The organism is Vibrio sp. 10N.247.311.49, from assembly GCF_041467655.1.
Taxonomy (GTDB): domain Bacteria; phylum Pseudomonadota; class Gammaproteobacteria; order Enterobacterales; family Vibrionaceae; genus Vibrio; species Vibrio crassostreae_C.
In genome coordinates this window covers 1-24,191 of the sequence record NZ_JBFSVA010000019.1, presented here as the reverse complement: position 1 = coordinate 24,191, position 24,191 = coordinate 1, and the positions used below count along the sequence as shown (strand labels likewise).

General features: G+C 45.5%; 19 protein-coding genes and 1 tRNA gene. 19 read left to right on the top strand and 1 reads right to left on the bottom strand.

Translation table 11 applies throughout. From position 1 onward, the window contains the following. Positions 1-144: 144 nt before the first annotated feature. From rlmD to rpoS, 13 genes are all read left to right on the top strand, one after another. Positions 145-1,464 carry a 23S rRNA (uracil(1939)-C(5))-methyltransferase RlmD gene (gene rlmD / locus AB6E54_RS16830; RefSeq protein ID WP_102333133.1) on the top strand — a complete coding sequence of 440 codons (1,320 nt, stop codon included), beginning with the start codon at positions 145-147 and terminating at the stop codon, positions 1,462-1,464. A 134-nt stretch (positions 1,465-1,598) separates the two neighbouring features. Then, a complete protein-coding gene (relA, locus tag AB6E54_RS16825; protein WP_017059036.1) occupies positions 1,599-3,821 on the top strand; it encodes a GTP diphosphokinase in 2,223 nt (740 codons plus the stop codon). Positions 3,822-4,029: 208 nt separating this feature from the next. After that, positions 4,030-4,827, top strand: a complete 798-nt coding sequence (gene mazG / locus AB6E54_RS16820) for a nucleoside triphosphate pyrophosphohydrolase (protein WP_102333132.1) — start codon at positions 4,030-4,032, stop codon at positions 4,825-4,827. 150 nt (positions 4,828-4,977) lie between these two features. Beyond that, on the top strand, positions 4,978-6,618 hold the full coding sequence (locus AB6E54_RS16815) for a CTP synthase (protein WP_017063214.1): 1,641 nt from the start codon (positions 4,978-4,980) through the stop codon (positions 6,616-6,618). Positions 6,619-6,699: 81 nt separating this feature from the next. Beyond that, entirely contained in the window at positions 6,700-7,998 is a 1,299-nt protein-coding gene (gene eno / locus AB6E54_RS16810) for a phosphopyruvate hydratase (protein ID WP_017059033.1), read from the top strand. A gap of 401 nt (positions 7,999-8,399) precedes the next feature. Continuing rightward, positions 8,400-8,681, top strand: a complete 282-nt coding sequence (gene ftsB / locus AB6E54_RS16805; protein WP_010435786.1) for a cell division protein FtsB — start codon at positions 8,400-8,402, stop codon at positions 8,679-8,681. Further along, a complete protein-coding gene (gene ispD, locus AB6E54_RS16800) occupies positions 8,681-9,382 on the top strand; it encodes a 2-C-methyl-D-erythritol 4-phosphate cytidylyltransferase (protein WP_102333131.1) in 702 nt (233 codons plus the stop codon). Before ftsB ends, ispD begins: the two co-directional genes overlap by 1 nt. Before the next feature lie 2 nt (positions 9,383-9,384). Next, the gene (ispF, locus tag AB6E54_RS16795) at positions 9,385-9,864 is read left to right on the top strand and encodes a 2-C-methyl-D-erythritol 2,4-cyclodiphosphate synthase (protein WP_017067356.1); all 480 of its coding nucleotides are present in this window, start codon (positions 9,385-9,387) and stop codon (positions 9,862-9,864) included. 22 nt (positions 9,865-9,886) lie between these two features. Continuing rightward, complete coding sequence (truD, locus tag AB6E54_RS16790; protein WP_102333130.1) at positions 9,887-10,933, top strand: tRNA pseudouridine(13) synthase TruD; 1,047 nt, start codon at positions 9,887-9,889, stop codon at positions 10,931-10,933. Positions 10,934-11,014: 81 nt separating this feature from the next. Further along, positions 11,015-11,758 carry a 5'/3'-nucleotidase SurE gene (gene surE, locus AB6E54_RS16785; RefSeq protein WP_017059030.1) on the top strand — a complete coding sequence of 248 codons (744 nt, stop codon included), beginning with the start codon at positions 11,015-11,017 and terminating at the stop codon, positions 11,756-11,758. Then, positions 11,759-12,385, top strand: a complete 627-nt coding sequence (locus AB6E54_RS16780) for a protein-L-isoaspartate(D-aspartate) O-methyltransferase (protein WP_017059029.1) — start codon at positions 11,759-11,761, stop codon at positions 12,383-12,385. It begins immediately after the preceding gene. A gap of 34 nt (positions 12,386-12,419) precedes the next feature. After that, positions 12,420-13,334: a murein hydrolase activator NlpD gene (gene nlpD, locus AB6E54_RS16775; protein ID WP_017059028.1), complete on the top strand. Its 915-nt coding sequence runs from the start codon at positions 12,420-12,422 to the stop codon at positions 13,332-13,334. Between the two features lie 98 nt (positions 13,335-13,432). Continuing rightward, the gene (rpoS, locus tag AB6E54_RS16770; protein WP_017059027.1) at positions 13,433-14,413 is read left to right on the top strand and encodes an RNA polymerase sigma factor RpoS; all 981 of its coding nucleotides are present in this window, start codon (positions 13,433-13,435) and stop codon (positions 14,411-14,413) included. Between the two features lie 140 nt (positions 14,414-14,553). Here rpoS and mutS read toward each other — a convergent pair whose 3' ends face one another. After that, entirely contained in the window at positions 14,554-17,115 is a 2,562-nt protein-coding gene (gene mutS, locus AB6E54_RS16765) for a DNA mismatch repair protein MutS (RefSeq protein WP_017059026.1), read from the bottom strand. Between the two features lie 124 nt (positions 17,116-17,239). Here mutS and pncC point away from each other — a divergent pair, with 124 nt between their 5' ends. From pncC to AB6E54_RS16735, 6 genes are all read left to right on the top strand, one after another. Then, positions 17,240-17,734 (top strand): nicotinamide-nucleotide amidase, encoded by a 495-nt coding sequence (gene pncC / locus AB6E54_RS16760; RefSeq protein WP_029235458.1) that lies wholly within the window; start codon positions 17,240-17,242, stop codon positions 17,732-17,734. A gap of 139 nt (positions 17,735-17,873) precedes the next feature. Continuing rightward, positions 17,874-18,914, top strand: coding sequence for a recombinase RecA (gene recA / locus AB6E54_RS16755; RefSeq protein WP_017056586.1), 1,041 nt, complete (start codon positions 17,874-17,876; stop codon positions 18,912-18,914). A gap of 332 nt (positions 18,915-19,246) precedes the next feature. Further along, a complete protein-coding gene (gene alaS / locus AB6E54_RS16750) occupies positions 19,247-21,829 on the top strand; it encodes an alanine--tRNA ligase (RefSeq protein ID WP_102333129.1) in 2,583 nt (860 codons plus the stop codon). Positions 21,830-22,049: 220 nt separating this feature from the next. Continuing rightward, positions 22,050-23,231: an aspartate kinase gene (locus AB6E54_RS16745; RefSeq protein WP_017063224.1), complete on the top strand. Its 1,182-nt coding sequence runs from the start codon at positions 22,050-22,052 to the stop codon at positions 23,229-23,231. Between the two features lie 92 nt (positions 23,232-23,323). Next, entirely contained in the window at positions 23,324-23,521 is a 198-nt protein-coding gene (gene csrA / locus AB6E54_RS16740) for a carbon storage regulator CsrA (RefSeq protein WP_004415691.1), read from the top strand. A gap of 474 nt (positions 23,522-23,995) precedes the next feature. Beyond that, positions 23,996-24,088 (top strand) — tRNA-Ser (locus AB6E54_RS16735). The last annotated feature ends 103 nt before the right edge of the window (positions 24,089-24,191 follow it).

Here is a 24,191-nt window from a genome sequence, read left to right as displayed (position 1 = left end):
CTGGATATGGGAAAATAACGCACACAATGGCGGTTAAGTGAACGGTAAGCTTAATCAAAGCCGTGACGTTCGACAATGATTCCAAGACATAATAGTGAGTCCTGGATACCAATTACTTATTAAAAGATACATTAGGCACAAGCAATGGCACGTTTTTTCCAACCAAAAAAGAAAACTCAACTCGAGACCAAGCATCAATCGGTTTTGGTTGAACGAATGGATCACAATGGCGCTGGCATCGCTTATCAAAAGAATAAACCGGTTTTCATTGATGGCGCATTGCCCGGTGAGCAGGTGGTTATTCAACTTACTGAGAGCAAAAGTAAGTTTTCGCGAGCTAAACTCATCAAGTTATTGAAGCCGAGCGAGCAGCGTTTAAAGCCGTTTTGTAAGCACTTTAATCAGTGTGGTGGCTGTCACCTTCAACACCTAGGTTACTCTTCTCAGGTTGAGCATAAATCGCAATCTCTGACGCACCTGATGAGCCAATACCAAACGGCGAACACTGAAGTTGCACAACCTATTGTCGGTGATGAAACCGGTTATCGACGTCGCGCACGTATCAGCCTATTTGTTGATAAGAAGACGCAACAGCTTCAATTCGGTTTCCGTAAGAAGCAGAGTAAGCAGATTGAAAACATCACCGACTGTGCCGTGCTTGATCCTCGCCTTAATGTGTTGCTGCCAAAACTGAAAAATTTACTGAACACTTTCAACAGCCTTACGTCTTTAGGACACGTTGAATTGGTGTTGGGCGATACTGGCCCTGTTATGGTGCTACGTCACCTTAAGCCTCTGGTTGAAAAAGATGAGCAAGCGCTGATTGCGTTAGCAAAAGAAGAAGGCGCTACGCTGTATTCGATGCCTGAAACCGATAAGTTGGTTCGCTTAGTCGGCGATACACCTTCTTACAGCGAAACTGGCGTGACGTTACCGTTTGAGCCAAACCACTTTATCCAAGTAAACCAGAAAGTGAATCGGCAGATGGTGGCTCAAGCGATTGAGTGGCTAGAGCCTCAAGCGGATGAGCGAGTGCTAGACCTGTTTTGTGGTCTCGGTAACTTTAGTCTGCCTATCGCGCAACAATCGGCGTTTGTGGTTGGTGTAGAAGGCGTTGATGAAATGGTTCAGCAAGCCGCATCTAATGCAGCGTTAAACCAGTTAAGCAATACAGAATTTTACCAAGCTAACCTTGAAGAAGACTTATCTTCACAGCCTTGGGCAAAAGAGAAATTCGATAAAGTATTGCTTGACCCGGCACGTGCGGGAGCGAGTGGGATCGTTGATCAAATTTCAGCGTTAGGAGCGAAGCGTGTGGTTTATGTTTCGTGTAATCCTGCTACTCTAGCTAGAGATTCTGAGAGCTTAGAAAAACAAGGCTATCAATTAGCCAAACTGGGTATGTTGGACATGTTCCCACACACCAGTCATCTAGAATCTATGGCTCTCTTTATCAAGGCTTAGAGGCCCTTAAACAAGGCTTCAAATGAATCACAAAGGCGCAGGGAAGCCTGCGCTGATATCAATATGGTCGAACTAACTTGGAACCAGTTAGTCATATTGAATTGGGTATAAAACATAATAACTAGGAAGGCATGATGGTTGCGGTACGAAGCGCACATTTAAACCCAAGCGAACAGTTTGAGCTAGAAAGTTGGATTGCGTCATTGAATCAAGACGCAAAAACCTCGAATAAACTGATTAAAGTTTATCGTCACTGTGAAGAACTTTTAAAAGATCACGAGCAAGCATCGCTCTTGCTTTGGCGTGGCCGTGAGATGATCGAAATCTTGGTCACCTTGTCCATGGACCGTGCCACTTTAATTGCTGCACAACTTTTCCCCGTCGTCTCAAGCGGCGTTTTTGAGCGCGAAGCGTTTGAAGAAAGCTACGGTAAAGAAACCGTAAAGTTGATCGATGGCGTTGAAGAAATGGCGGCCTTAGGCCAGTTAAACGTGACCCTTGAAGGCAGTGCTGCCTCGGGTCAAGTTGATAACGTTCGACGCATGCTACTGGCTATGGTCGATGATTTCCGCTGCGTAGTCATCAAACTCGCTGAACGAATCTGTAACCTTATCGAGGTAAAAAAAGCGCCTGATGCTGTGCGTCGCGCGGCCGCAAAAGAGTGTTCTAACATCTATGCCCCACTGGCAAACCGTTTAGGTATCGGCCAACTTAAGTGGGAAATCGAAGATTACGCATTCCGCTACCAACAACCAGATACCTACAAGCAGATTGCAAAACAGCTGTCTGAGCGTCGTATCGTTCGTGAACAATACATCACAGATTTCGTTGATGATTTAACCGCAGAAATGCAGCGTTCAAACATCAATGCTGAGGTGAGTGGCCGACCAAAACACATCTACAGTATCTGGCGCAAAATGCAGAAGAAAGGCTTAGCCTTCGATGAGCTTTTTGACGTACGAGCAGTACGTATTATCGCTGACCAGCTGCAAGACTGTTACGCCGGCCTTGGGGTGGTACACACTAAATACAAGCACCTCCCGAGCGAATTTGATGACTATGTGGCGAACCCTAAGCCAAATGGTTACCAGTCGATTCATACCGTAGTACTTGGCCCTGAAGGCAAGACCATTGAGATTCAGATCCGTACTAAGCAAATGCACGAAGACTCTGAGCTTGGTGTGGCGGCGCACTGGAAGTACAAAGAAGGAGCTTCAAGCGGCCGTAGTGGCTACGATGAGAAAATCACTTGGTTGCGTAAACTTATCGACTGGCAAGAAGAGATGTCGGACTCTGGCGAGATGCTGGATGAGGTACGCAGCCAAGTCTTCGATGACCGTGTATACGCATTTACTCCACGTGGTGACGTGGTCGACTTACCAATGGGCGCAACCCCGTTGGATTTCGCCTACCACATCCACTCGATGGTCGGACACCGCTGTATCGGTGCCAAAGTAGCGGGGCGTATCGTACCGTTCACTCATAAACTATCGATGGGCGATCAAGTTGAGATCATCACGCAGAAAGAGCCGAACCCATCTCGTGACTGGTTAAATCCAACCACAGGTTTTGTTCATTCTGGTCGAGCTCGAGCGAAAATCAACGCTTGGTTCCGCGCACAAAGCCGTGAGAAAAACCTAGAAGCGGGTCGTGATATCCTGGAAGTTGAGCTAGCGAAAGTAGGCGCAACCCTAAAAGATGCTGATCAATACGCACTAAAACGCTTTAACGTGAATACGCCAGACGAACTCTATGCAGGTATTGGTAGTGGCGACTTGCGTATTAACCAAGTGGTTAATCACATCAATGCGCTAGTGAATAAGCCAACGGCGGAAGAAGAAGACAAGAAAGCGCTAGAGAAACTGCTTGAGTCGGAAAACAAGCCGGCACAACAGAGTCGTCCGAAGAAAGATGCGGTAGTGGTTGAGGGCGTTGATAACCTAATGACGCACCTAGCGCGTTGCTGTCAGCCAATCCCAGGTGATGTGATTAAAGGTTACATCACTCAAGGTCGTGGTATCTCAGTGCACCGCGCTGACTGTGAACAGCTAGGCGAGCTAAGCGTGCATGCGCCAGAACGTATCATTGATACCGTTTGGGGTAATGGCTTTGTCGGTTCATACATCCTAACGCTGCGTGTTGAAGCGCTAGAACGTAATGGCTTGTTGAAAGACATCACCTCACTGTTCTCGAATGAAAAGATCAGCGTGACCACAATGAAGAGCCGCATCGACTACAAGCGTCAGCTATCGGTAATGGATTTCGATTTGGAAGTGACCAATATTGAGATTCTGAGCCGAGTGACAAGTCGAGTCGAGCAGATCAAAGATGTAATGAGCGTTAAGAGACTTGGATGATCCTTTTGTGTCATTTATGTCATTCCCTACAGTGAGGGACGAACGTGATAGGGAATCTCGCCAAGCGGTTTGAGATCCCCAACTCGCTCATACTTCACTCTTGGAGATGACGAAAAATAGAAAGGTGAGTGGTTTTGGCTGCTCACCTTTTTTAGTTTTAAGAAAAGAATTAGATTAAAACAATCAAACAGAATAATAGGAAAGCACCATGAGCCACCCGATTGAACAACTAGAACAAATTATGACTAAGCTGCGCGATCCAGAAGGTGGCTGTCCTTGGGATTTAAAACAAAATTTTGAAACAATTGTCCCGCATACTATCGAAGAGACGTACGAAGTGGTGGATGCGATTCACAACAAAGATTGGCCGAACCTACAAGAAGAGTTGGGTGACTTGTTGTTTCAGGTGATCTTCTATAGCCAGTTAGCGAAAGAACAGGGGGTGTTTGAGTTCTCTGATGTGGTTGATGGCATTAACGAAAAGCTAACACGCCGCCATCCGCATGTGTTTTCTGATACCGAGTTTGCGAGCGATGAAGAAATTAATGCCAACTGGGAAGCTGAAAAAGCCAAAGAAAAAGCTCAGGCAGGCAAAACTCAAGAAAGTATTCTAGACTCAATACCAAACTCTCTACCTGCGCTTTCACGTGCTACAAAGATTCAAAAACAGGTAGCGAAATATGGCTTTGATTGGGACTCTATTGGCCCAGTGGCTAATAAGGTTTTAGAGGAAGTCGATGAGGTGCTGGAAGAGGCACTTCAAGTGACGCCAAATGAAGAATTGGTTGAAGAAGAGCTGGGGGATTTACTGTTCGCGACCGTTAACTTGGTACGACATTTAGGTAAAAACCCAGAATCGGCACTCAATAAAGCCAATCTCAAGTTTTCGCGTCGCTTTAAAGGGGTGGAACAAAAAGTTCGTCAGCAAGGTAAAAATTTGACCGATTTTTCACTACAACAGCTTGATTCCATGTGGGGTGAAGTCAAAGTGGCGGAGAAAAGATAACCAAAGCTTTTATCATGAATTGATTTGAAGCAAAAAATAAAAAATAGCAGTGTGATAGATTTCACGTTGTGGCGATAAGGGGCTTCTGGTATATTTTCATCCCGTCCAGAAGTAGTCCATTTCCCTCATTCAACCAATTTCAGGTTAAACATGACGACAAATTACATTTTTGTTACTGGCGGGGTTGTATCCTCTCTAGGTAAAGGTATTGCTGCAGCATCTCTTGCGGCTATTTTAGAAGCTCGTGGTCTTAAAGTGACTATGATGAAGCTTGACCCTTACATCAACGTTGATCCAGGCACTATGAGCCCGACTCAGCACGGTGAAGTGTTCGTTACGGAAGATGGCGCTGAAACAGACCTTGACCTTGGTCACTATGAGCGATTCATTCGCACCAAGATGACTAAGCGTAACAACTTCACTGCAGGTCGTGTTTACTCAGACGTACTAGCAAAAGAGCGTCGCGGTGATTACCTAGGTGCAACAATTCAGGTTATCCCACACATCACTAACTCTATCAAAGAGCGTGTTATTTCTGGCGCAGCTGGCCACGATATCGCGATCGTTGAAGTTGGTGGTACGGTTGGTGATATCGAATCTCTACCATTCATGGAAGCGATTCGTCAGCTAGCAGTAGAACTAGGCCGTGAACGCGCAATGTTCATGCACCTTACTCTAGTGCCATACCTAGCAGCTGCGGGCGAAGTGAAAACTAAGCCAACGCAACACTCTGTAAAAGAGTTACTGTCTATTGGTATTCAGCCAGACATCCTAGTTTGTCGTTCAGACCGCAACATTCCTTCGAACGAGCGTAAGAAAATTGCTCTGTTCTGTAATGTGCAAGAAAATGCAGTTATTTCTATGCGCGATGTTGACTCTATCTACAAGATCCCTCAGCTTATTAAAGCTCAAGGCACTGATGAACTTGTATGTAAGCGTTTCGGCATCACAGCTCCAGAAGCAGATCTGTCTGAATGGGAACAAGTAATTTACGAAGAAGCTAACCCAACGGGTGAAGTGACGATTGGTATGGTTGGCAAGTACATTGAACTGCCAGACGCATACAAATCAGTAAATGAAGCGCTAAAACACGCAGGCTTGAAAAACCGCCTAAGCGTTAATATTAAATACGTAGATTCACAAGATGTTGAGTCTCGTGGCGTAGAGGTTTTAGAAGGCCTAGATGCAATCCTAGTTCCTGGTGGCTTTGGTGACCGTGGTGTTGAAGGTAAGATTCTTGCTGCTCAATACGCTCGTGAAAACAAAGTACCGTACTTAGGTATCTGTCTAGGTATGCAAGTAGCACTTATCGAGTACGCTCGTAACGTTGCGAAAATGGAAGGGGCACACTCTTCTGAATTCTGTACTGAAACTAAGTACCCAGTTGTTGGTCTTATCACTGAGTGGACTGATGGCGAAGGTAAAGTTGAAGAGCGTACAGAAACATCTGACCTTGGCGGCACAATGCGTCTTGGTTCACAGCTTTGTCACCTAGCGAAAGGGACGAAAGCTTACGAATTATACGGTAGCGCGACGATCCATGAACGTCACCGTCACCGTTACGAAGTGAACAACAATCTTCGTCCACAAATCGAAAAAGCGGGCCTAAAAGTATCGGGTCTATCTGCGGACAAGAAACTGGTTGAAGTTATTGAGAACCCGAACCACCCATGGTTCGTTGCTGCTCAATTCCACCCAGAGTTCACTTCAACACCTCGCGATGGTCACCCATTGTTTGCAGGTTTCGTTAAAGCGGCTGGTGAGTTCCAGCGCGGCGAGTTAGAGAAGTAAAAAGGAATACAGGTAGCTGCGTAAGTTGTGCTGCTACCTTTAAATTTGACATTTATATATTCAACGAGAAGGAAACATTCAATGTCTAAGATCGTTAAAGTTCTAGGTCGTGAAATCATCGATTCACGTGGTAACCCAACTGTAGAAGCTGAAGTACACCTAGAAGGCGGTTTCGTAGGTATGGCTGCTGCTCCATCTGGCGCATCTACTGGTTCTCGCGAAGCTCTTGAGCTACGTGACGGCGACAAATCACGTTTCCTAGGTAAAGGTGTTCTTAAAGCTATTGAAGCTGTAAACGGCCCAATCGCTGAAGCTCTAGTTGGTACTGACGCTAAAGCACAAGCTGACGTTGACCAAATCATGCTTGACCTAGACGGTACTGATAACAAGTCTAAGTTCGGCGCGAACGCTATCCTAGCTGTATCTCTAGCTAACGCAAAAGCTGCTGCTGCTGCGAAAGGCATGCCTCTATACGAGCACATCGCTGAGCTAAACGGTACTGCTGGTCAGTTCTCTATGCCTCTACCAATGATGAACATCATCAACGGTGGTGAGCACGCAGATAACAACGTTGACATCCAAGAGTTCATGATCCAACCAGTTGGCGCTAAAACTCTTAAAGAAGGTCTACGTATCGGCGCTGAAGTATTCCACAACCTAGCTAAAGTTCTTAAGTCTAAAGGCTACAGCACTGCAGTTGGTGATGAAGGTGGTTTCGCTCCTAACCTTAAGTCTAACGCTGAAGCTCTAGAAGTTATCGCAGAAGCTGTTGCAGCTGCTGGTTACGAACTAGGTAAAGACGTTACTCTTGCTATGGACTGTGCAGCATCTGAGTTTTTCGACAAAGAAGCTGGCATCTACAACATGAAGGGCGAAGGTAAAACTTTCACTTCTGAAGAGTTCAACCACTACCTAGCTGAGCTAGCGAACAACTTCCCAATCGTTTCTATCGAAGACGGTCTTGACGAGTCAGATTGGGATGGCTTCAAGCACCAAACTGAACTTCTAGGCGACAAGCTTCAAATCGTTGGTGACGATCTGTTCGTTACAAACACTAAGATTCTTGCTGAAGGTATCGAGAAAGGCGTAGCTAACTCTATCCTTATCAAGTTCAACCAAATCGGTTCTCTAACAGAGACTCTAGCTGCTATCAAGATGGCTAAAGACGCTGGCTACACTGCAGTAATCTCTCACCGTTCTGGCGAAACTGAAGATGCAACTATCGCTGATCTAGCGGTAGGTACAGCTGCAGGTCAAATCAAAACTGGTTCTATGAGCCGTTCTGACCGTGTTGCTAAGTACAACCAACTTATCCGTATCGAAGAAGCTCTAGGTTCTAAAGCTCCTTACAACGGTCTTAAAGAAGTTAAAGGTCAATAATTCGTCCTATTTGGCACTGTAGCTGCGTTAACTGCAGAAGATTCACTAAGTCACATAGGAAACTATGCTCCATAGCTGAATCTTCTTTGTTGCCTTGCTACAGCACCAACTAGTTAGAATTATGCACTAATACTTTTGAATGCCTCGCTTATGCGGGGCATTTTTTTGTCTGTAGAAAACTGAATGAAAGAAGCTCTAGGCTCTAAAGCTCCTCCTTGTCACATATAAAGTTCGTCATTCCCTAGACTGACGAAGGAAGGAGTAGGGAATCTCATTGTTTTCCTGACAATGACTCCCCGACTTATTGATTCCCTGACACCACATATCTCGCACCAATAAGCTCATTATGGTATATATGTGCCTTATTCTAGTTCCTTCTTTTTCAACCGGCGAAAGGTGTTATGCGAATTTTTGCTTTAGTACTGCTCATAGTGTTTGGCTGGCTACAACACACACTGTGGCTCGGTAAAAATGGTATCTCTGATTACTACGGTGTGAACAACGAAATCCAAGTTCAACAGCAAGTAAATGAAAAGCTGCATATTCGAAATGCAGAAATGTTTGCTGAAATTGACGATCTACGCCAAGGCTTAGACGCGATAGAAGAACGCGCACGTCATGAACTTGGAATGGTCAAAGAAGGTGAAACGTTTTATCGCATCATTGGTGAGGAATCCCATTAATGTCGACTCAACTTCAAAGCGTGATTGCCGTTGTACCTGCGGCGGGCGTCGGTAGCCGAATGAAGGCAGACCGCCCTAAGCAATATCTCAAGATTAACGGCTCAACGATTTTAGAGCACACCGTAGATAAATTATTGTCTCATCCACAAGTCTCTCAAATTATCGTCGCGATTAGCGATGATGACCCATACTACCCAGAGCTTGCTCTAAATCAGAACCCACAAGTGATCAGAGTGTCGGGTGGAAGCGAAAGAGCGGACTCCGTACTCTCTGCTTTAGATTACATTGCAGAGCAACAGCTCGGTGAGTGGGTAATGGTGCACGATGCTGCAAGACCTTGTGTCCAGTTGGGTGACATCGATAAGTTGATTTCAGGCGCGATGAACCACGATGTCGGGGCTATTTTGGCCGCGCCCGTTCGTGACACGATGAAGCGAGGTGCCCAAGGGCAGATTGAGCATACCGTTGAACGAGCTGATCTATGGCACGCACTGACGCCGCAAATGTTTAGAGCAGAACCTCTCTGGAATACATTAAGTGAGGCGCTTCAACAAGGTGTTTCAATTACCGATGAAGCTTCAGCCTTTGAGTGGAAAGGTTTATCGCCCGCATTAATCGCTGGGCGTTCAGATAATTTTAAGATTACTCAGCCAGAAGATTTAGCGCTCGCTGAGTTCTATTTAAGTCAGAATAAGGAATAATGATGATTCGTATTGGCCATGGCTTTGATGTACATAAGTTTGGTGGTGAAGGCCCGGTAATTATTGGTGGCGTGAGCGTCCCTTATGAACAAGGTCTTATTGCACACTCAGACGGTGATGTTGCCCTACATGCGTTATGTGACGCTCTATTAGGTGCGATTGCTGCGGGTGATATTGGACGTCATTTCCCAGACACTGATGATGAGTGGAAAGGTGCAGACAGTCGAGAGCTATTGAAAGATGTTTATCGTCGAGTAAAAGAGCAAGGCTACGTGATTGGTAATGCCGATATTACTATCATGGCGCAAGCACCAAAAATGGCGCCTCATATAGACTCTATGTGCCAAGCTATTGCACAAGACTTAGAAACCAGCATCAGTAATGTGAATGTAAAAGCGACGACCACAGAGCGTTTAGGTTTTACAGGTCGCAAAGAGGGCATCGCATGTGAAGCGGTGGTCCTAATTACCAAAAGTGCGTAAGCACCAACACGAAAAGAACAGCATGTCAGATATTTTATCTTCATTGGCTTATCTAAACGGTAAACCAACTGCGAAAGCAAAACTAAAAGCAAAAGCCGAACACTTTGTCGTTAATGAAGACTTGGGTTTTGAATTTACCGGCGAAGGCGAGCATCTCATGGTTCGCATCCGTAAAACGGGTGAGAACACGAGCTTCGTGGCCAATGAGCTGGCTAAAGCTTGCGGTGTTAAGTCGAAAGACGTGAGCTGGGCGGGTTTGAAAGACCGCCACGCTGTGACAGAGCAGTGGTTGAGTGTACACCTACCAAAAGGTGAGCCTGACTTTTCAGGGTTCTTAGCACAGTACCCAAGCATTGAGATCTTGGCGACAGCAAGACACAACAAAAAGTTACGTCCGGGTGATTTAGTTGGCAACCAATTCGAGCTGACTTTGTCTGAAGTAACAGACTGTGATGATGTCGTAAAACGTTTGGAAAAAGTCGCTCAAGTCGGTGTGCCAAATTACTTCGGTGCTCAGCGTTTTGGTAATGAAGGTAACAACTTATCTGAAGCTCGTCGTTGGGGCCGTGATAACGTTCGTACTCGTAACCAGAATAAGCGCAGCTTGTACCTTTCTGCGGCTCGCTCGTGGATTTACAACCTGATCCTGTCGGACCGTATTGAGCAAGATGCGTTTGCATCGGCATTGGTTGGCGATATTGTCATGAAAGATGGCGCTCAACTAGCGGTAACTGCGGACAATATCGAAGCAGTAAACCAAGACATCGCGAATGGCGCTGCATGGGTTACTGTTGCTTTGGCTGGCGATAATACTTTGCCAACGACTGATGAGTCTCAAGCGTTAGAGCAAAAACATCTTGATTCTGAACCTGACCTAATGGCGCTGATTCGCGGTAACCGCATGCGCCATGACCGTCGTGAAGCATCGTTAAAACCAACCGATTTAACTTGGGAAGTGAACGAAGATAATGTCACTCTTAAGTTCTCTCTAGACGCAGGTTGTTTCGCAACCGCTATCGTTCGAGAGTTGGTTGAAGAAGTACACGTAGAGAGAACCTACGAGCAATAACGATTCTGCTTGGAGCTGAGTCACTTGATATTGGAATTTAAGTGACTTGGCTTAGCATGGGAACAAAAGAAAGGATACAAGATGAAGATTTTACTCAGCAATGATGATGGTGTGCACGCTCAAGGTATTCATGAGCTGGCAAATGAGCTACGTGATCTTGCTGACGTTATCATTGTTGCCCCTGACCGTAATCGCTCGGGTGCGTCAAATTCATTAACTTTAGAACAGCCTCTGCGTGTTCAAGAGATTACTGAAAATACCTATTCGGTACAAGGAACACCGACCGACTGTGTGCATTTTGCGTTAAACGAACTGCTAAAGAATGACATGCCTGATCTGGTATTAACGGGCATTAATCACGGTGCTAACCTGGGTGATGACGTGCTTTATTCCGGCACGGTGGCTGCAGCAATGGAAGGGCATTTTCTAGGCGTTCAATCGGTAGCGTTTTCTCTGGTGGGAAAAAAACATTTTAAGACAGCGGCAGCGATTGCTCGTCGTATTGTCGAACAACATTTAGCAAACCCAATCCCGACCAACCGCTTGTTGAACGTAAACGTTCCTGATTTAGCCTTAGAACAATTGTCTGGTACTCAGGTGACGCGCTTAGGTGCTCGTCATCACGCTGAAGATATGATCAAGCAAAAAGACCCGCGTGGTCACGATATCTATTGGCTTGGCCCTCCGGGTAAAGAGCAAGATGCCGGTGAAGGTACCGATTTTTACGCGATTGAGCATGGCTTTGTGTCGGTAACACCGTTGCAGGTTGATCTGACGGCGCATGAGTCGTTGGGTGCGATGGCAACATGGTTAGGGGAGAAGTAAGTGAGTAATCCGCAAGCTGAGCGTTTAATTACTTTCCTGATTGAAAATGGTATTCAGGATCAAAAGGTTCTTGATGCGATTTACCAACTGCCGAGAGAGAGCTTTTTATCACAGGCGATGTATCACCAAGCCTATGATAATAATGCGCTGCCTATCGGTCAGGGTCAGACAATCTCACAGCCATACATTGTTGCTAAAATGACAGAGCTACTTGAATTACAACAAGATAGCCGTGTCTTGGAGATCGGAACGGGTTCTGGTTACCAAACTGCGGTATTGGCTCAACTTGTTGATCATGTGTATTCGGTTGAAAGAATAAAGTCGCTACAATGGGATGCCAAGCGTAGGTTGAAGCAACTCGATTTCTACAATATCTCAACTAAGCACGGTGATGGTTGGCAAGGTTGGTCTTCAAAAGCCCCTTTTGATGCGATTATTGTCACCGCCGCTGCAGAGTCGATTCCTCAAGCGCTTCTGCAACAGCTGAAAGATGGCGGTCGTTTACTGATTCCAGTCGGTGATGACGAACAGCAACTATTGAAGATCGTTCGACACGGCGATGAGTTTTTATCGAGTGTTATCGAGATGGTGAGATTTGTACCTCTTGTTCCTGGTGAGCTAGCTTAATAAAAGACTAATGGTGTAGGTGGATAGAGAGTCGATGCGTTCGAAGTTGTTAAAAGGAAGTACTTTACTGCTTAGCTGTGCCCTTGTTGGGTGTGCAGCGAATTCGCCTGCGCCCGTTTCAAACCTAAACAAGAATTACTCATCGATTGATCGTGGTAGTTATCGTGGCAGTTACTATGAAGTTAAAAAAGGCGACACCCTTTACTTCATTGCTTATGTCACCAATAAAGACGTTAAAGACCTCATCGGTTATAACAAGTTGTCTGCTCCTTACACTATCCACCCAGGGCAGAAGCTTAAGTTATGGCGTCCTAGCTACAACGCGCCAGCGTATGGTAAGTCAACGGTAGCGGCAGCAGCAGTTGCTGCGCCTGTCGCCGCATCCACAACGTCATCTGCGGCAAGTAAACCGAAAACCACACCACAAAAGAGCAAAAACTCTAAACCGGCTCCAGCTCAAACTACCACCAAAGTGGTGAAAAAAGATCCACCAAAGAAGGTTGAACAATCCAAATCAAAGGAGTATGTTGGTTCTAAAGGTAAACAGAATGTTACACCGCCCACCAAACCAACAAGTGATAAAGTATCCAAATGGTTATGGCCAACTAAAGGGAGAGTAATCAAGAGTTTCTCTGTAGGCGAACAAGGAAATAAAGGCATAGACATAGCAGGACAGCGAGGTCAGCCAATAGTATCTACTGCAGGGGGAACGGTTGTTTATTCGGGTAATGCACTACGAGGCTACGGCAATCTAGTGATTGTGAAGCACAATGATAATTACTTAAGTGCATACGCGCACAACGACCGACTATTAGTATCTGAAGGGCAAAGTGTGAAACCAGGGCAGAAGATTGCAACAATGGGAAGCTCTGGAGCCAGCAGTGTTAGGCTGCACTTTGAGATTCGTTACCAAGGTAAGTCCGTTAATCCAAAACGATATTTACCTTAAATACAATATGCAAAAATTACGTATTGTATGGAGTGACATAGTCATTTAGCGACATATGAAGTTGTAATGTCATGCTAATTTCGCCAGGGGGAGGCGTTATGAGTATAAGCAATGCAGTAACCAAAGAAGAGTTCGATCTTGACCAAGCAACCACGGAACCGGAAGCTCTTGGAAAAGCAAAACGAACAGTCACTAAGAAAACCGAAGCGAAAGAAGAAGTTGAAGTTACGTCTAAAAGTTTAGATGCCACTCAACTCTACTTAGGCGAAATTGGTTTCTCACCACTACTAACCGCTGAAGAAGAAGTGCTATATGCACGTCGAGCTCTACGCGGTGATGAAGCAGCACGTAAACGCATGATCGAAAGTAACCTGCGTTTAGTGGTAAAAATTTCACGTCGTTATAGCAACCGCGGCCTTGCACTTCTCGATCTAATCGAAGAAGGCAACCTAGGTTTGATTCGCGCCGTAGAGAAGTTTGATCCAGAGCGTGGCTTCCGCTTCTCAACTTACGCGACATGGTGGATTCGTCAAACCATTGAACGTGCGTTAATGAATCAGACTCGCACTATCCGTTTGCCAATCCATGTTGTGAAAGAGCTGAACATCTACCTACGTACTGCAAGAGAGCTATCACAAAAGCTTGACCATGAACCAACGGCAGAAGAAATTGCTTCTAAGCTAGATAAGCCGGTTGGTGATGTGAGCAAGATGCTTCGTCTAAACGAAAGAGTGAGCTCTGTTGATACGCCAATTGGTGGTGACGGTGAGAAAGCGCTGTTGGATATTATTCCAGACATCAATAATTCAGATCCTGAGGTTTCAACTCAAGATAGCGATATCAAGAACTCGTTGATTTTCTGGCTTGATGAGCTGAATCCTAAGCAGAAAGAGGTGCTTGCGCGTCGCTTTGGACTACTGGGTTATGAACCGTCAACATTAGAAGAAGTGGGCCGCGAAATCAGCCTGACTCGTGAACGTGTTCGTCAAATCCAAGTTGAAGGTCTTCGCCGTCTACGTGAGATTCTTATCAAGCAAGGTCTGAATATGGAAAACCTGTTCAACGTAGAAAACGACTAATTGAACGGATGATGCTTCTCTAAATAGAAGACAAATAAAAACGCTGACTTTAAGTCAGCGTTTTTTTGTTTGTGGCTTTGGTATTTCATGCCGTCTAATCAAAATAGCAGTACGGCCATAACAAGCTACTTGGTAAGAAACTAAAGCAGCTTCTTCAAGCGGTAAAGTTCTTCTAATGCTTGGCGAGGAGTTAGATCATCAGGATCAACATTCGCTAGCGCTTGCTCTACTTCACTCGGTTCTGGGATCAGGCTCAGTTGGTTTGCGATATCGACACCGCTTGGCTTCGATGTTGGCGACTCCATACTTAACGCTTCTAACTGAGTCAGCTTCGCACGAGCATTCTTGATCACTGCTTTCGGTACGCCAGCTAAACCTGCAACCGCTAGACCATAAGATTTACTTGCAGCACCTTCTTGAACTGCGTGCATAAAGGCAATGCTATCACCATGCTCAACCGCATCTAAGTGTACGTTTGCTAAAGTTGGAAGTTGGTTAGGTAGTTCAGTTAGCTCAAAGTAGTGCGTTGCAAACAGTGTCATCGCATTGATTTGATTGGCTAGCCACTCTGCACTTGCCCAAGCCAGAGACAGGCCATCGTAAGTACTGGTACCACGACCGATTTCATCCATTAGCACAAGGCTGTTTGGTGTTGCATTGTGCAGGATATTTGCGGTTTCTGTCATCTCAACCATGAAGGTTGAACGGCCAGAAGCCAAATCATCGGATGCGCCAATACGCGTAAAGATACGGTCGATAGAGCCGATGGTTGCGCTTTCTGCAGGAACATAACAACCGATATGAGCCATCAATGCGATGAGTGCCGTTTGGCGCATGTAGGTCGATTTACCACCCATGTTGGGACCCGTGATGATCAGCATCTTACGTTGATCATTCAGGTCGATAGGGTTAGCAATGAAAGGTTCGTCCATCACTTGTTCAACAACAGGGTGACGACCGGCCTGAATTTGTACGCCAGCAGACTCTGTCATGGTTGGACGACAGTAATCAAGGGTATCTGCACGCTCAGCCAAGTTCTGTAGAACATCAAGCTGAGATACTGAAGAGGCGATATTTTGTAGGCGCTCTAGATACGGCAGTAGTAAGTCAAACAACTCTTCCCACAGCTGTTTCTCGATAGCGAGTGCTTTCGACTTAGAGTTAAGTACTTTGTCTTCGTGCTCTTTTAGCTCAGGAATGATGTAACGCTCAGCATTTTTCAGCGTTTGACGACGAACATAGTGTGGCGGCACAAGATGGCTTTGCCCACGGCTTACTTGAATGAAGAAACCATGTACGTTGTTGTAGCCAACTTTTAGCGTGTCGATGCCATGACGTTCACGCTCTTCTTGCTCAAGCTTATCAAGAAATTCAGTTGCGCCAGCTGCAAGGTCGCGCCATTCGTCTAACTCGGCATTGTAGCCTTCTGCAATCACACCACCGTCACGGATAACCACCGGTGGGTTCTCTTTGATTGCACGTTCAAGCAGCTCAGAAACCTCATCCACAGGAGAAGCATATTGAGCAAGTTGAGTTAGGTATGGGTGCTTCAGTTGCGTCAGTGTTTCAGCAAGCTCTGGCAAATATTCCATTGCTTGGCGAAGACGCGCCATATCGCGAGGGCGAGCAGAGCGAAGTGCTAATCGAGCGAGAATACGTTCGATATCACCAATCTGTTTTAAGGTTGGCTGTAGTTCTGTGAATAGAGCCAAATCTTTCATTTCACCAATTGCATCTAAGCGCTGATCGAGTGCAGATATATTGCGCATTGGTTGATGTAACCAACGCTTAAGCATACGGCTACCCATTGCTGTCGCAGTGTGATCAAGTACTTCGGCAAGGGTGTTATCAGTACCACCCCCAAGATTTTGCGTGATCTCCAAATTACGACGAGTTGCAGCATCAAGGATCACCGAGTGATCTTGTTTATCCATCGTGAGTGAACGGATATGAGGGAGGGCAGTACGTTGGGTATCTTTCACGTATTGGATCAAACAACCAGCCGCACATAGACCCAGTTTCGCGCTTTCTACGCCAAAGCCAACCAGATCGCGAGTACCAAACTGCTTATTCAATTGCTGCTTAGCGGTGTCTAATTCAAATTCCCATACAGGGCGGCGGCGGTTGCCATTACGGCTTGCCATTAAATCGACGGGTTCGAAATCTTCAGGGAACAGCAGCTCACGCGGAGAGGTTCTTTGTAGCTCAGCGGCCATCGCTTCTTCTGTTTCTGGCTCGCAAAGTTGGAATCGGCCAGAGGTAATATCAAGTGTCGCATAACCGAATTTACCGTTGTGGTGATAAATGGCTGCAATTAGGTTATCAACGCGTTCAGAAAGCAAGGCTTCGTCGGTTACGGTACCCGGTGTCACGATACGCACTACTGCGCGCTCAACAGGGCCTTTTGAAAGTGCTGGATTACCAATCTGTTCACAAATTGCTACGGACTCACCAAGTTGCACTAACTTTGCAAGGTATCCTTCAACCGCATGGTATGGAACACCTGCCATCGGAATCGGTTCACCATTTGATGAGCCACGCTTAGTCAGTGAAATATCGAGGAGTTGAGAGGCTTTTTTAGCGTCATCGTAGAAAAGCTCGTAGAAATCGCCCATGCGGTAGAACAGCAGAATTTCTGGGTTTTCTGCTTTCAGTTTTAGATACTGCTGCATCATGGGAGTATGTTTTTGATCGGCTTTCACAGTTAACTTCTTTCGTTTATTTCTATTGCGGCTTAGGATACGTGAAAGCGTTTCGTGCGAAAAGCGGCTGATGCGAAAAGATGCGAATCCAAATGATATGACAGTAAATAAAGGGAAGCAGATGATGCAGATGACTCAAGACCTTAGTGAGCAGCTTGGACATTTACTCGCTAAACACAAACACGTGTTAGTGACGGCTGAATCTTGCACTGGCGGAGGTGTCGCGAGTGCAGTCACCGATATTGCGGGCAGCTCTGGATGGTTTGATCGCGCTTTTGTTACGTACAGCAATGAAGCCAAACAAGAGATGATCGGTGTACAGCTTAAAACCTTAATGGAGTTCGGCGCCGTGAGTGAGCCTGTCGTAATAGAAATGGCGAGCGGGGCATTGCAACATTCAAACGGGACGATCTCTGTATCAATCAGTGGCATCGCTGGCCCAGGTGGCGCGACCGAAGATAAGCCTGTTGGTACAGTATGCTTCGCGTGGAAAGCGCTAAATGGCTGGGATAAAGTAGAAACGCATGTATTTACAGGCGACAGATCACAAGTACGCCAACAAGCCACGCACCATGCCCTGCAAGTTATTTATGATTACCTATCAATGGAAGGTAAGTAACATTTGTACAAATTATTTTCATACAGGTATAGACACTGTATGAATCAACAGTATAATGAAAGCCAATTAGTCACCCCTATGTGGGTTAGAAATAGATTCTAGATCGCTTGTTGAGACAACCGATTATGTGGAGATAGAAATGGACGAGAATAAACAAAAAGCGTTAGCCGCAGCCCTTGGTCAGATTGAAAAGCAATTTGGTAAAGGTTCTATCATGCGTCTTGGTGATAACCGCACAATGGACGTAGAAACTATTTCTACAGGTTCTCTATCTCTAGATATCGCACTAGGTGCTGGTGGCCTACCGATGGGACGTATCGTAGAAGTTTACGGTCCAGAATCATCAGGTAAAACAACGCTAACGCTTGAGCTTATTGCTGCAGCACAGAAAGTGGGAAAGACGTGTGCATTCGTTGATGCGGAGCACGCACTTGACCCTATCTACGCTCAAAAGCTTGGTGTTGATATCGATGCACTTCTTGTTTCTCAACCAGATACTGGTGAGCAAGCGCTGGAAATCTGTGATGCACTGGCTCGTTCAGGTGCAATCGACGTTCTTGTTATTGACTCAGTAGCAGCCCTAACACCAAAAGCAGAAATCGAAGGCGAAATGGGCGACAGCCACATGGGTCTTCAGGCTCGTATGCTTTCTCAAGCAATGCGTAAGCTGACGGGTAACCTTAAGCAGTCTAACTGTATGGCTATCTTCATTAACCAAATTCGTATGAAAATTGGTGTGATGTTCGGTAACCCAGAAACAACAACAGGTGGTAACGCACTTAAGTTCTACGCATCTGTTCGTCTTGATATTCGCCGTACTGGTGCGATTAAAGATGGTGATGAAGTTGTTGGTAACGAAACTCGTATCAAGGTCGTTAAGAACAAGATTGCTGCACCATTCAAACAAGCTGAGACTCAAATCCTTTACGGTAAAGGCTTCAACCGCGAAGGTGAGCTTATCGACTTAGGTGTTAAGAATAAGCTAGTAGAAAAAGCAGGCGCTTGGTACAGCTACAAAGGCGATAAGATCGGCCAAGGTAAAGCTAACGCTGGTAAATACCTACGTGAAAACCCAGAAGTTGCTCTAGAGATCGATACTAAACTTCGTGAGTTACTACTGACTCCTGCTGTTCTTGAAGAGAAAGACGTAGAGAAAGAAGAAGAAAACGAAGAGCTATAAGCTCACGTTTTATAGAGTGGATGTTTGAAAGAAGCATCCGCTTTGAAAGAATTTAAAGCCTCGCATATTTTATGCGGGGCTTTTTTATTGGATCTGCTCCGTCGAGCATGTCTTTGGTCAAATCTCTCTCGTTGACTGAGTTTCTTCGGTACTAGGTCGTCAATTTAGTTCTGCTTTTCCACGGCAAGATATAGTGGAATATTCTTCATTTTATCGAATTCCCACTAAAATCCTGCCCAAGGGTGTCTTTTCTACAAGAAAACTAGTCGAAGCCTTAACCATGATCTACAATACGGCAAAATTCTAACTCGACTATTTTCAGGAAGAGCTGCATGTACATGAGCACTGATGAGGTTCGCAACGCGTTCCTTAAGTTCTTTGAGAGCAAAGAACACCAAATCGTAGACAGTTCATCGTTAGTTCCACATAACGATCCAACCCTGCTATTCACTAACGCAGGTATGAACCAATTCAAAGATTGCTTCTTAGGCGCCGAAAAGCGTGCCTACACTCGAGCAACTACGGCTCAGCGTTGTGTACGTGCGGGTGGTAAACACAATGACCTTGAAAACGTAGGTTTCACGGCTCGTCACCACACGTTCTTCGAAATGCTAGGCAACTTCAGCTTTGGCGACTACTTCAAAGAAGAAGCGATTGGATTTGCTTGGGAATTCCTGACTGAAACTCTTCAACTGCCAAAAGATCGTCTACTGGTAACGGTATACGAGACAGATGATGAAGCATTCGATATCTGGAACAAGAAAGTAGGTGTTCCTGCTGACCGTATCGTTCGCATTGGCGACAAAGAAGGCGGTAAACAGTTCGAGTCTGATAACTTCTGGACGATGGGTGACACAGGTCCTTGTGGTCCATGTACTGAAATCTTCTACGATCACGGTGATCACATCTGGGGCGGCCGTCCTGGTACACCTGAAGAAGATGGTGACCGTTTCATCGAGATCTGGAACAACGTATTCATGCAGTTCAACCGTCACGCTGACGGCACAATGGAACCGCTACCTAAGCCTGCTGTAGATACAGGTATGGGTATTGAGCGTATTTCTGCAATCATGCAGGGCGTTCACTCTAACTACGAAATTGATGTATTCCAAAAGCTAATCAAAGCGACTGCGGAAGTTGTTGGTCATGACGATCTATCTAACCAATCGCTACGCGTTATTGCTGACCACATCCGTTCTTGTTCATTCCTAATTGCTGACGGTGTTATGCCTTCAAACGAAGGTCGTGGCTACGTTCTACGTCGTATCATCCGTCGTGCAGTTCGTCACGGTAACAAGCTTGGCGCACAAGGCGTGTTCTTCCACAAACTTGTGGGCGTACTGGCTGAAGTGATGGGCTCTGCGGCAGATGAACTTAAGAAACAGCAAGAGCTGGTTGAAAAAGTACTTCGCATTGAGGAAGAGAACTTTGGTCGTACGCTAGAGCGCGGCATGGTTATTCTTAATGACGCACTAGATGCACTTGAAGGCAAAGAGCTTGACGGCGAAACAGTTTTCAAACTTTACGATACATACGGCTTCCCAGCTGACCTTACTAACGATGTAGCTCGCGAACGCGATTTTACTATCGATGAAGAAGGCTTTGAGAAGGCGATGGAAGCACAGCGTAAGCGTGCACGTGAAGCAGGCCAATTCGGCACGGATTACAACGCGACAATCAAAGTAGACACCAACACTGAGTTCTGTGGTTACACAGCAACTGAAGGTGCTGGTGAAATCTCTGCGCTATTCGTTGACGGCGAAGAGGTTGCTTCACTATCGGCTGGCGACAAAGCAATCATCATCCTTGAAGAGACACCATTCTACGCTGAGTCAGGCGGTCAATGTGGTGATGCTGGTACACTAAAAACAGCGTCGGGTCTTTTCAAAGTACAAGACACTCAGAAGCTAGGTAACGCATTTGCGCACCACGGTGAGCTAGTTGAAGGTGTATTTGCTAAGGGCGATAAAGTAGAAGCAACGGTTGACGCTGAGCGTCGAGCTGCTATCTCACTAAACCACTCTGCCACTCACTTACTTCACTCTGCATTGCGCGAAGTGCTAGGTGAGCACGTTGCTCAGAAAGGTTCTTTAGTTAAGCCAGACAACCTACGTTTTGACTTCTCTAACCTTGAAGCGGTAACACCAGCACAGATTAAAGAAGTAGAGCGTCTAGTTAACGCACAAGTTCGTAAGAACCATGTGATTGAAACGAACATCATGGACATCGAGTCAGCGAAAGAAAAAGGTGCAATGGCACTGTTTGGCGAGAAGTACGATGATGAAGTTCGCGTTCTATCTATGGGCGACTTCTCTACTGAACTTTGTGGTGGTATCCACGCTTCAAACACAGGTGATATCGGCCTATTCAAGATCACTTCTGAAGGTGGTATTGCTGCGGGTATTCGTCGTATTGAAGCGGTAACAGGTGAAGCTGCACTAGATGCAGTAGAAGCTCAAGCTAACGCTTACGAAGAGAAACTGGCTGAGTCAGCTAAGAAAGCGAAATCGCTAGAGAAAGAAATCCAACTGCTTAAAGAAAAGATGGCTGCTGCAGAAAGCGCAAACATCATGGGCAAAGTAGAAGACATCTCTGGTACTAAAGTTTTGGTTGCTGCAATTGAAGGCGCAGACAACAAGAACCTACGTACTATGGTTGATAATGCTAAAAACCAAGTAGGTAGCGGCATCATCCTGATCGCGAACGTAGCAGACGGTAAAGTTGGCTTGATTGCTGGTGTAACCAAAGACCTAATCGGCAAAGTAAAAGCGGGTGATCTCGTCAAGATGGTTGCTGAGCAAGTTGGCGGTAAAGGCGGCGGTCGTCCAGATATGGCTCAAGCGGGCGGTACAGACGTTGCAGCACTGCCAGAAGCGCTTAAATCTGTGCGTACTTGGCTAGAAGAGCGTCTTTAAGCTTAAGTAATTGATACAAAGATGCCCAATCAGTTGATTGGGCATCTTTTATTTTGCCTATTGGAAGTGTGTTTAAACAAGGTTTGATTGAGATTAACCAAGAAGTCTAATGGTGGCGTTAGACTCCTTGGTTAATTTTTTATTGCTTCGCCCTGACGCGGAGTATGTGTTTTTTTGTCATATATAGACATTGGTCTTGGGAAGGTGAGGACGGGTGAAAATGCCTCTTATCGTGCAGAAATTTGGTGGAACGTCGGTGGGTTCAATTGAACGAATCCATCATGTAGCAGAAAAAATCATTGAAGCGAAAAATGAAGGGAACCAGATCGTGGTTGTCGTTTCTGCTATGTCTGGTGAAACAAATCGGTTAGTTAATTTAGCCACGCAAGTTGATAGCGTACCAAACGCTAGAGAACTGGATGTGTTGTTAACGGCTGGCGAGCAAGTTTCCATGGCCTTGTTAGCAATGACGTTACACAAGTTAGGTTATGAAGCGACATCGATGACTGGCTATCAAGCCAAGATACACACGGATTCTAATCATAATAATGCAGCGATTGAGCGTATTGATACTGCTCCGATTCAAGCTCTGCTAGATGACAACCAGATTGTTATTGTTGCAGGCTTTCAAGGATTCAATGCGAAAGGTGATATCACGACATTAGGCCGCGGTGGTTCAGATACTACAGCGGTCGCGCTTGCAGGTGCCTTGCAGGCGAAAGAATGCCAGATCTATACTGATGTAGATGGTGTTTACTCTTGTGACCCTAGAGTCGTAAAACAATCTCAGAAATTAGATACTTTAGACTTTCCTTCTATGGAAGAGATGGCTCGCCGAGGCGCTAAGGTATTGCACCTTCCTTGTGTTCAGTATGCATGGCAGCACAACGTGTCATTGCGAGTGCTTTCAAGCTTTGAACAAGGCGAGGGCACATTGATCGCGGGTAATCAGTGTTTGAATGATATTGCTGGCATCGCCATCCAAAGAGATATGGTGCGTATCGAGTGTTTGAATGAAGATTTACCGTCTTTCATTTCACATTGCCAACTGTTGGGGATCGAAGTCTGTAGTGTGATCGAGGAAACAGAACGGGCAGCACTCATTATTAAACAAGACATAAGTGCCAAATTAAAACTAGTTTTTGCTGAGAAAATCCGTAATAGTGAACAGGTTAGTTTGTTAACTGTGGTAGGAAGCCGAACACAAGAAATTGTGGTCAGTTCACATGGATTGTTGTCTGAAGGCGAAATTGATGTACAGCATCACTTATTGCAGCAGCAGTCTTTAACTTTGGTGATATCACCAACGCAAGTCGATATGGCTGCTAACATATTACACAATGCATACATCGTAGCGCGTGAAACACAGGGTTATCCTAAAAAAGAAGTGCATTTTGGTTAAATAAACTCAATCGATAGTTTACGAAAATATAACTTTTGTTGGATAATGCTCTCGTAGCTAGATAAATTTAGAGATTACTCAAGGAGCAAAGAATGCTAATTTTGACTCGCCGCGTTGGCGAAACACTGATGATTGGTGATGAAGTAACAGTTACTGTACTAGGCGTTAAAGGTAACCAAGTACGTATCGGTGTTAACGCACCTAAAGAAGTATCTGTTCACCGTGAAGAGATCTACATGCGCATTCAAGCTGAAAAAGGTAATGGTAACGTTGCATCTGGCAACTACTAATACTTTTGCGTAGAGAAGAGGCTAGCATTGTTGCTAGCCTTTTTTGATCTTGGGGAACCGAAACACTGATTGGGACATAGATGGGTTGGATAACGGATCGGTCTCAAAGTGGTGAAGTGAATGCTTTGTGATGCTGCGAGATACAGACAAGGTTGAACAGAACTGTTGCTCTGTATTTTGTTTGGCAAAACTCAAGATTTATTCGCTTCCCCTATGGCGAAAATACGCATCCCGTAGTATTGTGCCATCAGCGGTAGCACTTGCTGCTGGAGAAATTAGATAATTGTTTTCGGCTGTTTATTATTGCCAATCTTTCACCTTAATTTTTAAGGGAAAAAGCGCGATTTGAATCTTATAAGTTCAATTTGCAAGCGCTTTGATTAAATAGCAAACGGTTGAGTGTTTTTGTCCAATTTTTTTCAATAAAGTGTTTGACATATTTTCGGTAAAACGTAATATGTGCCTCCGCAAGACGGTGAGGTGGCCGAGAGGCCGAAGGCGCTCCCCTGCTAAGGGAGTATGTGGTTTGTAGCTGCATCGAGGGTTCGAATCCCTCCCTCACCGCCATTTCTTGCGAGTCTAAAATTAGCAATTTAGACAATGTAAATGTGCGTCCTTAGCTCAGCTGGATAGAGTACCTGGCTACGAACCAGGCGGTCGGAGGTTCGAA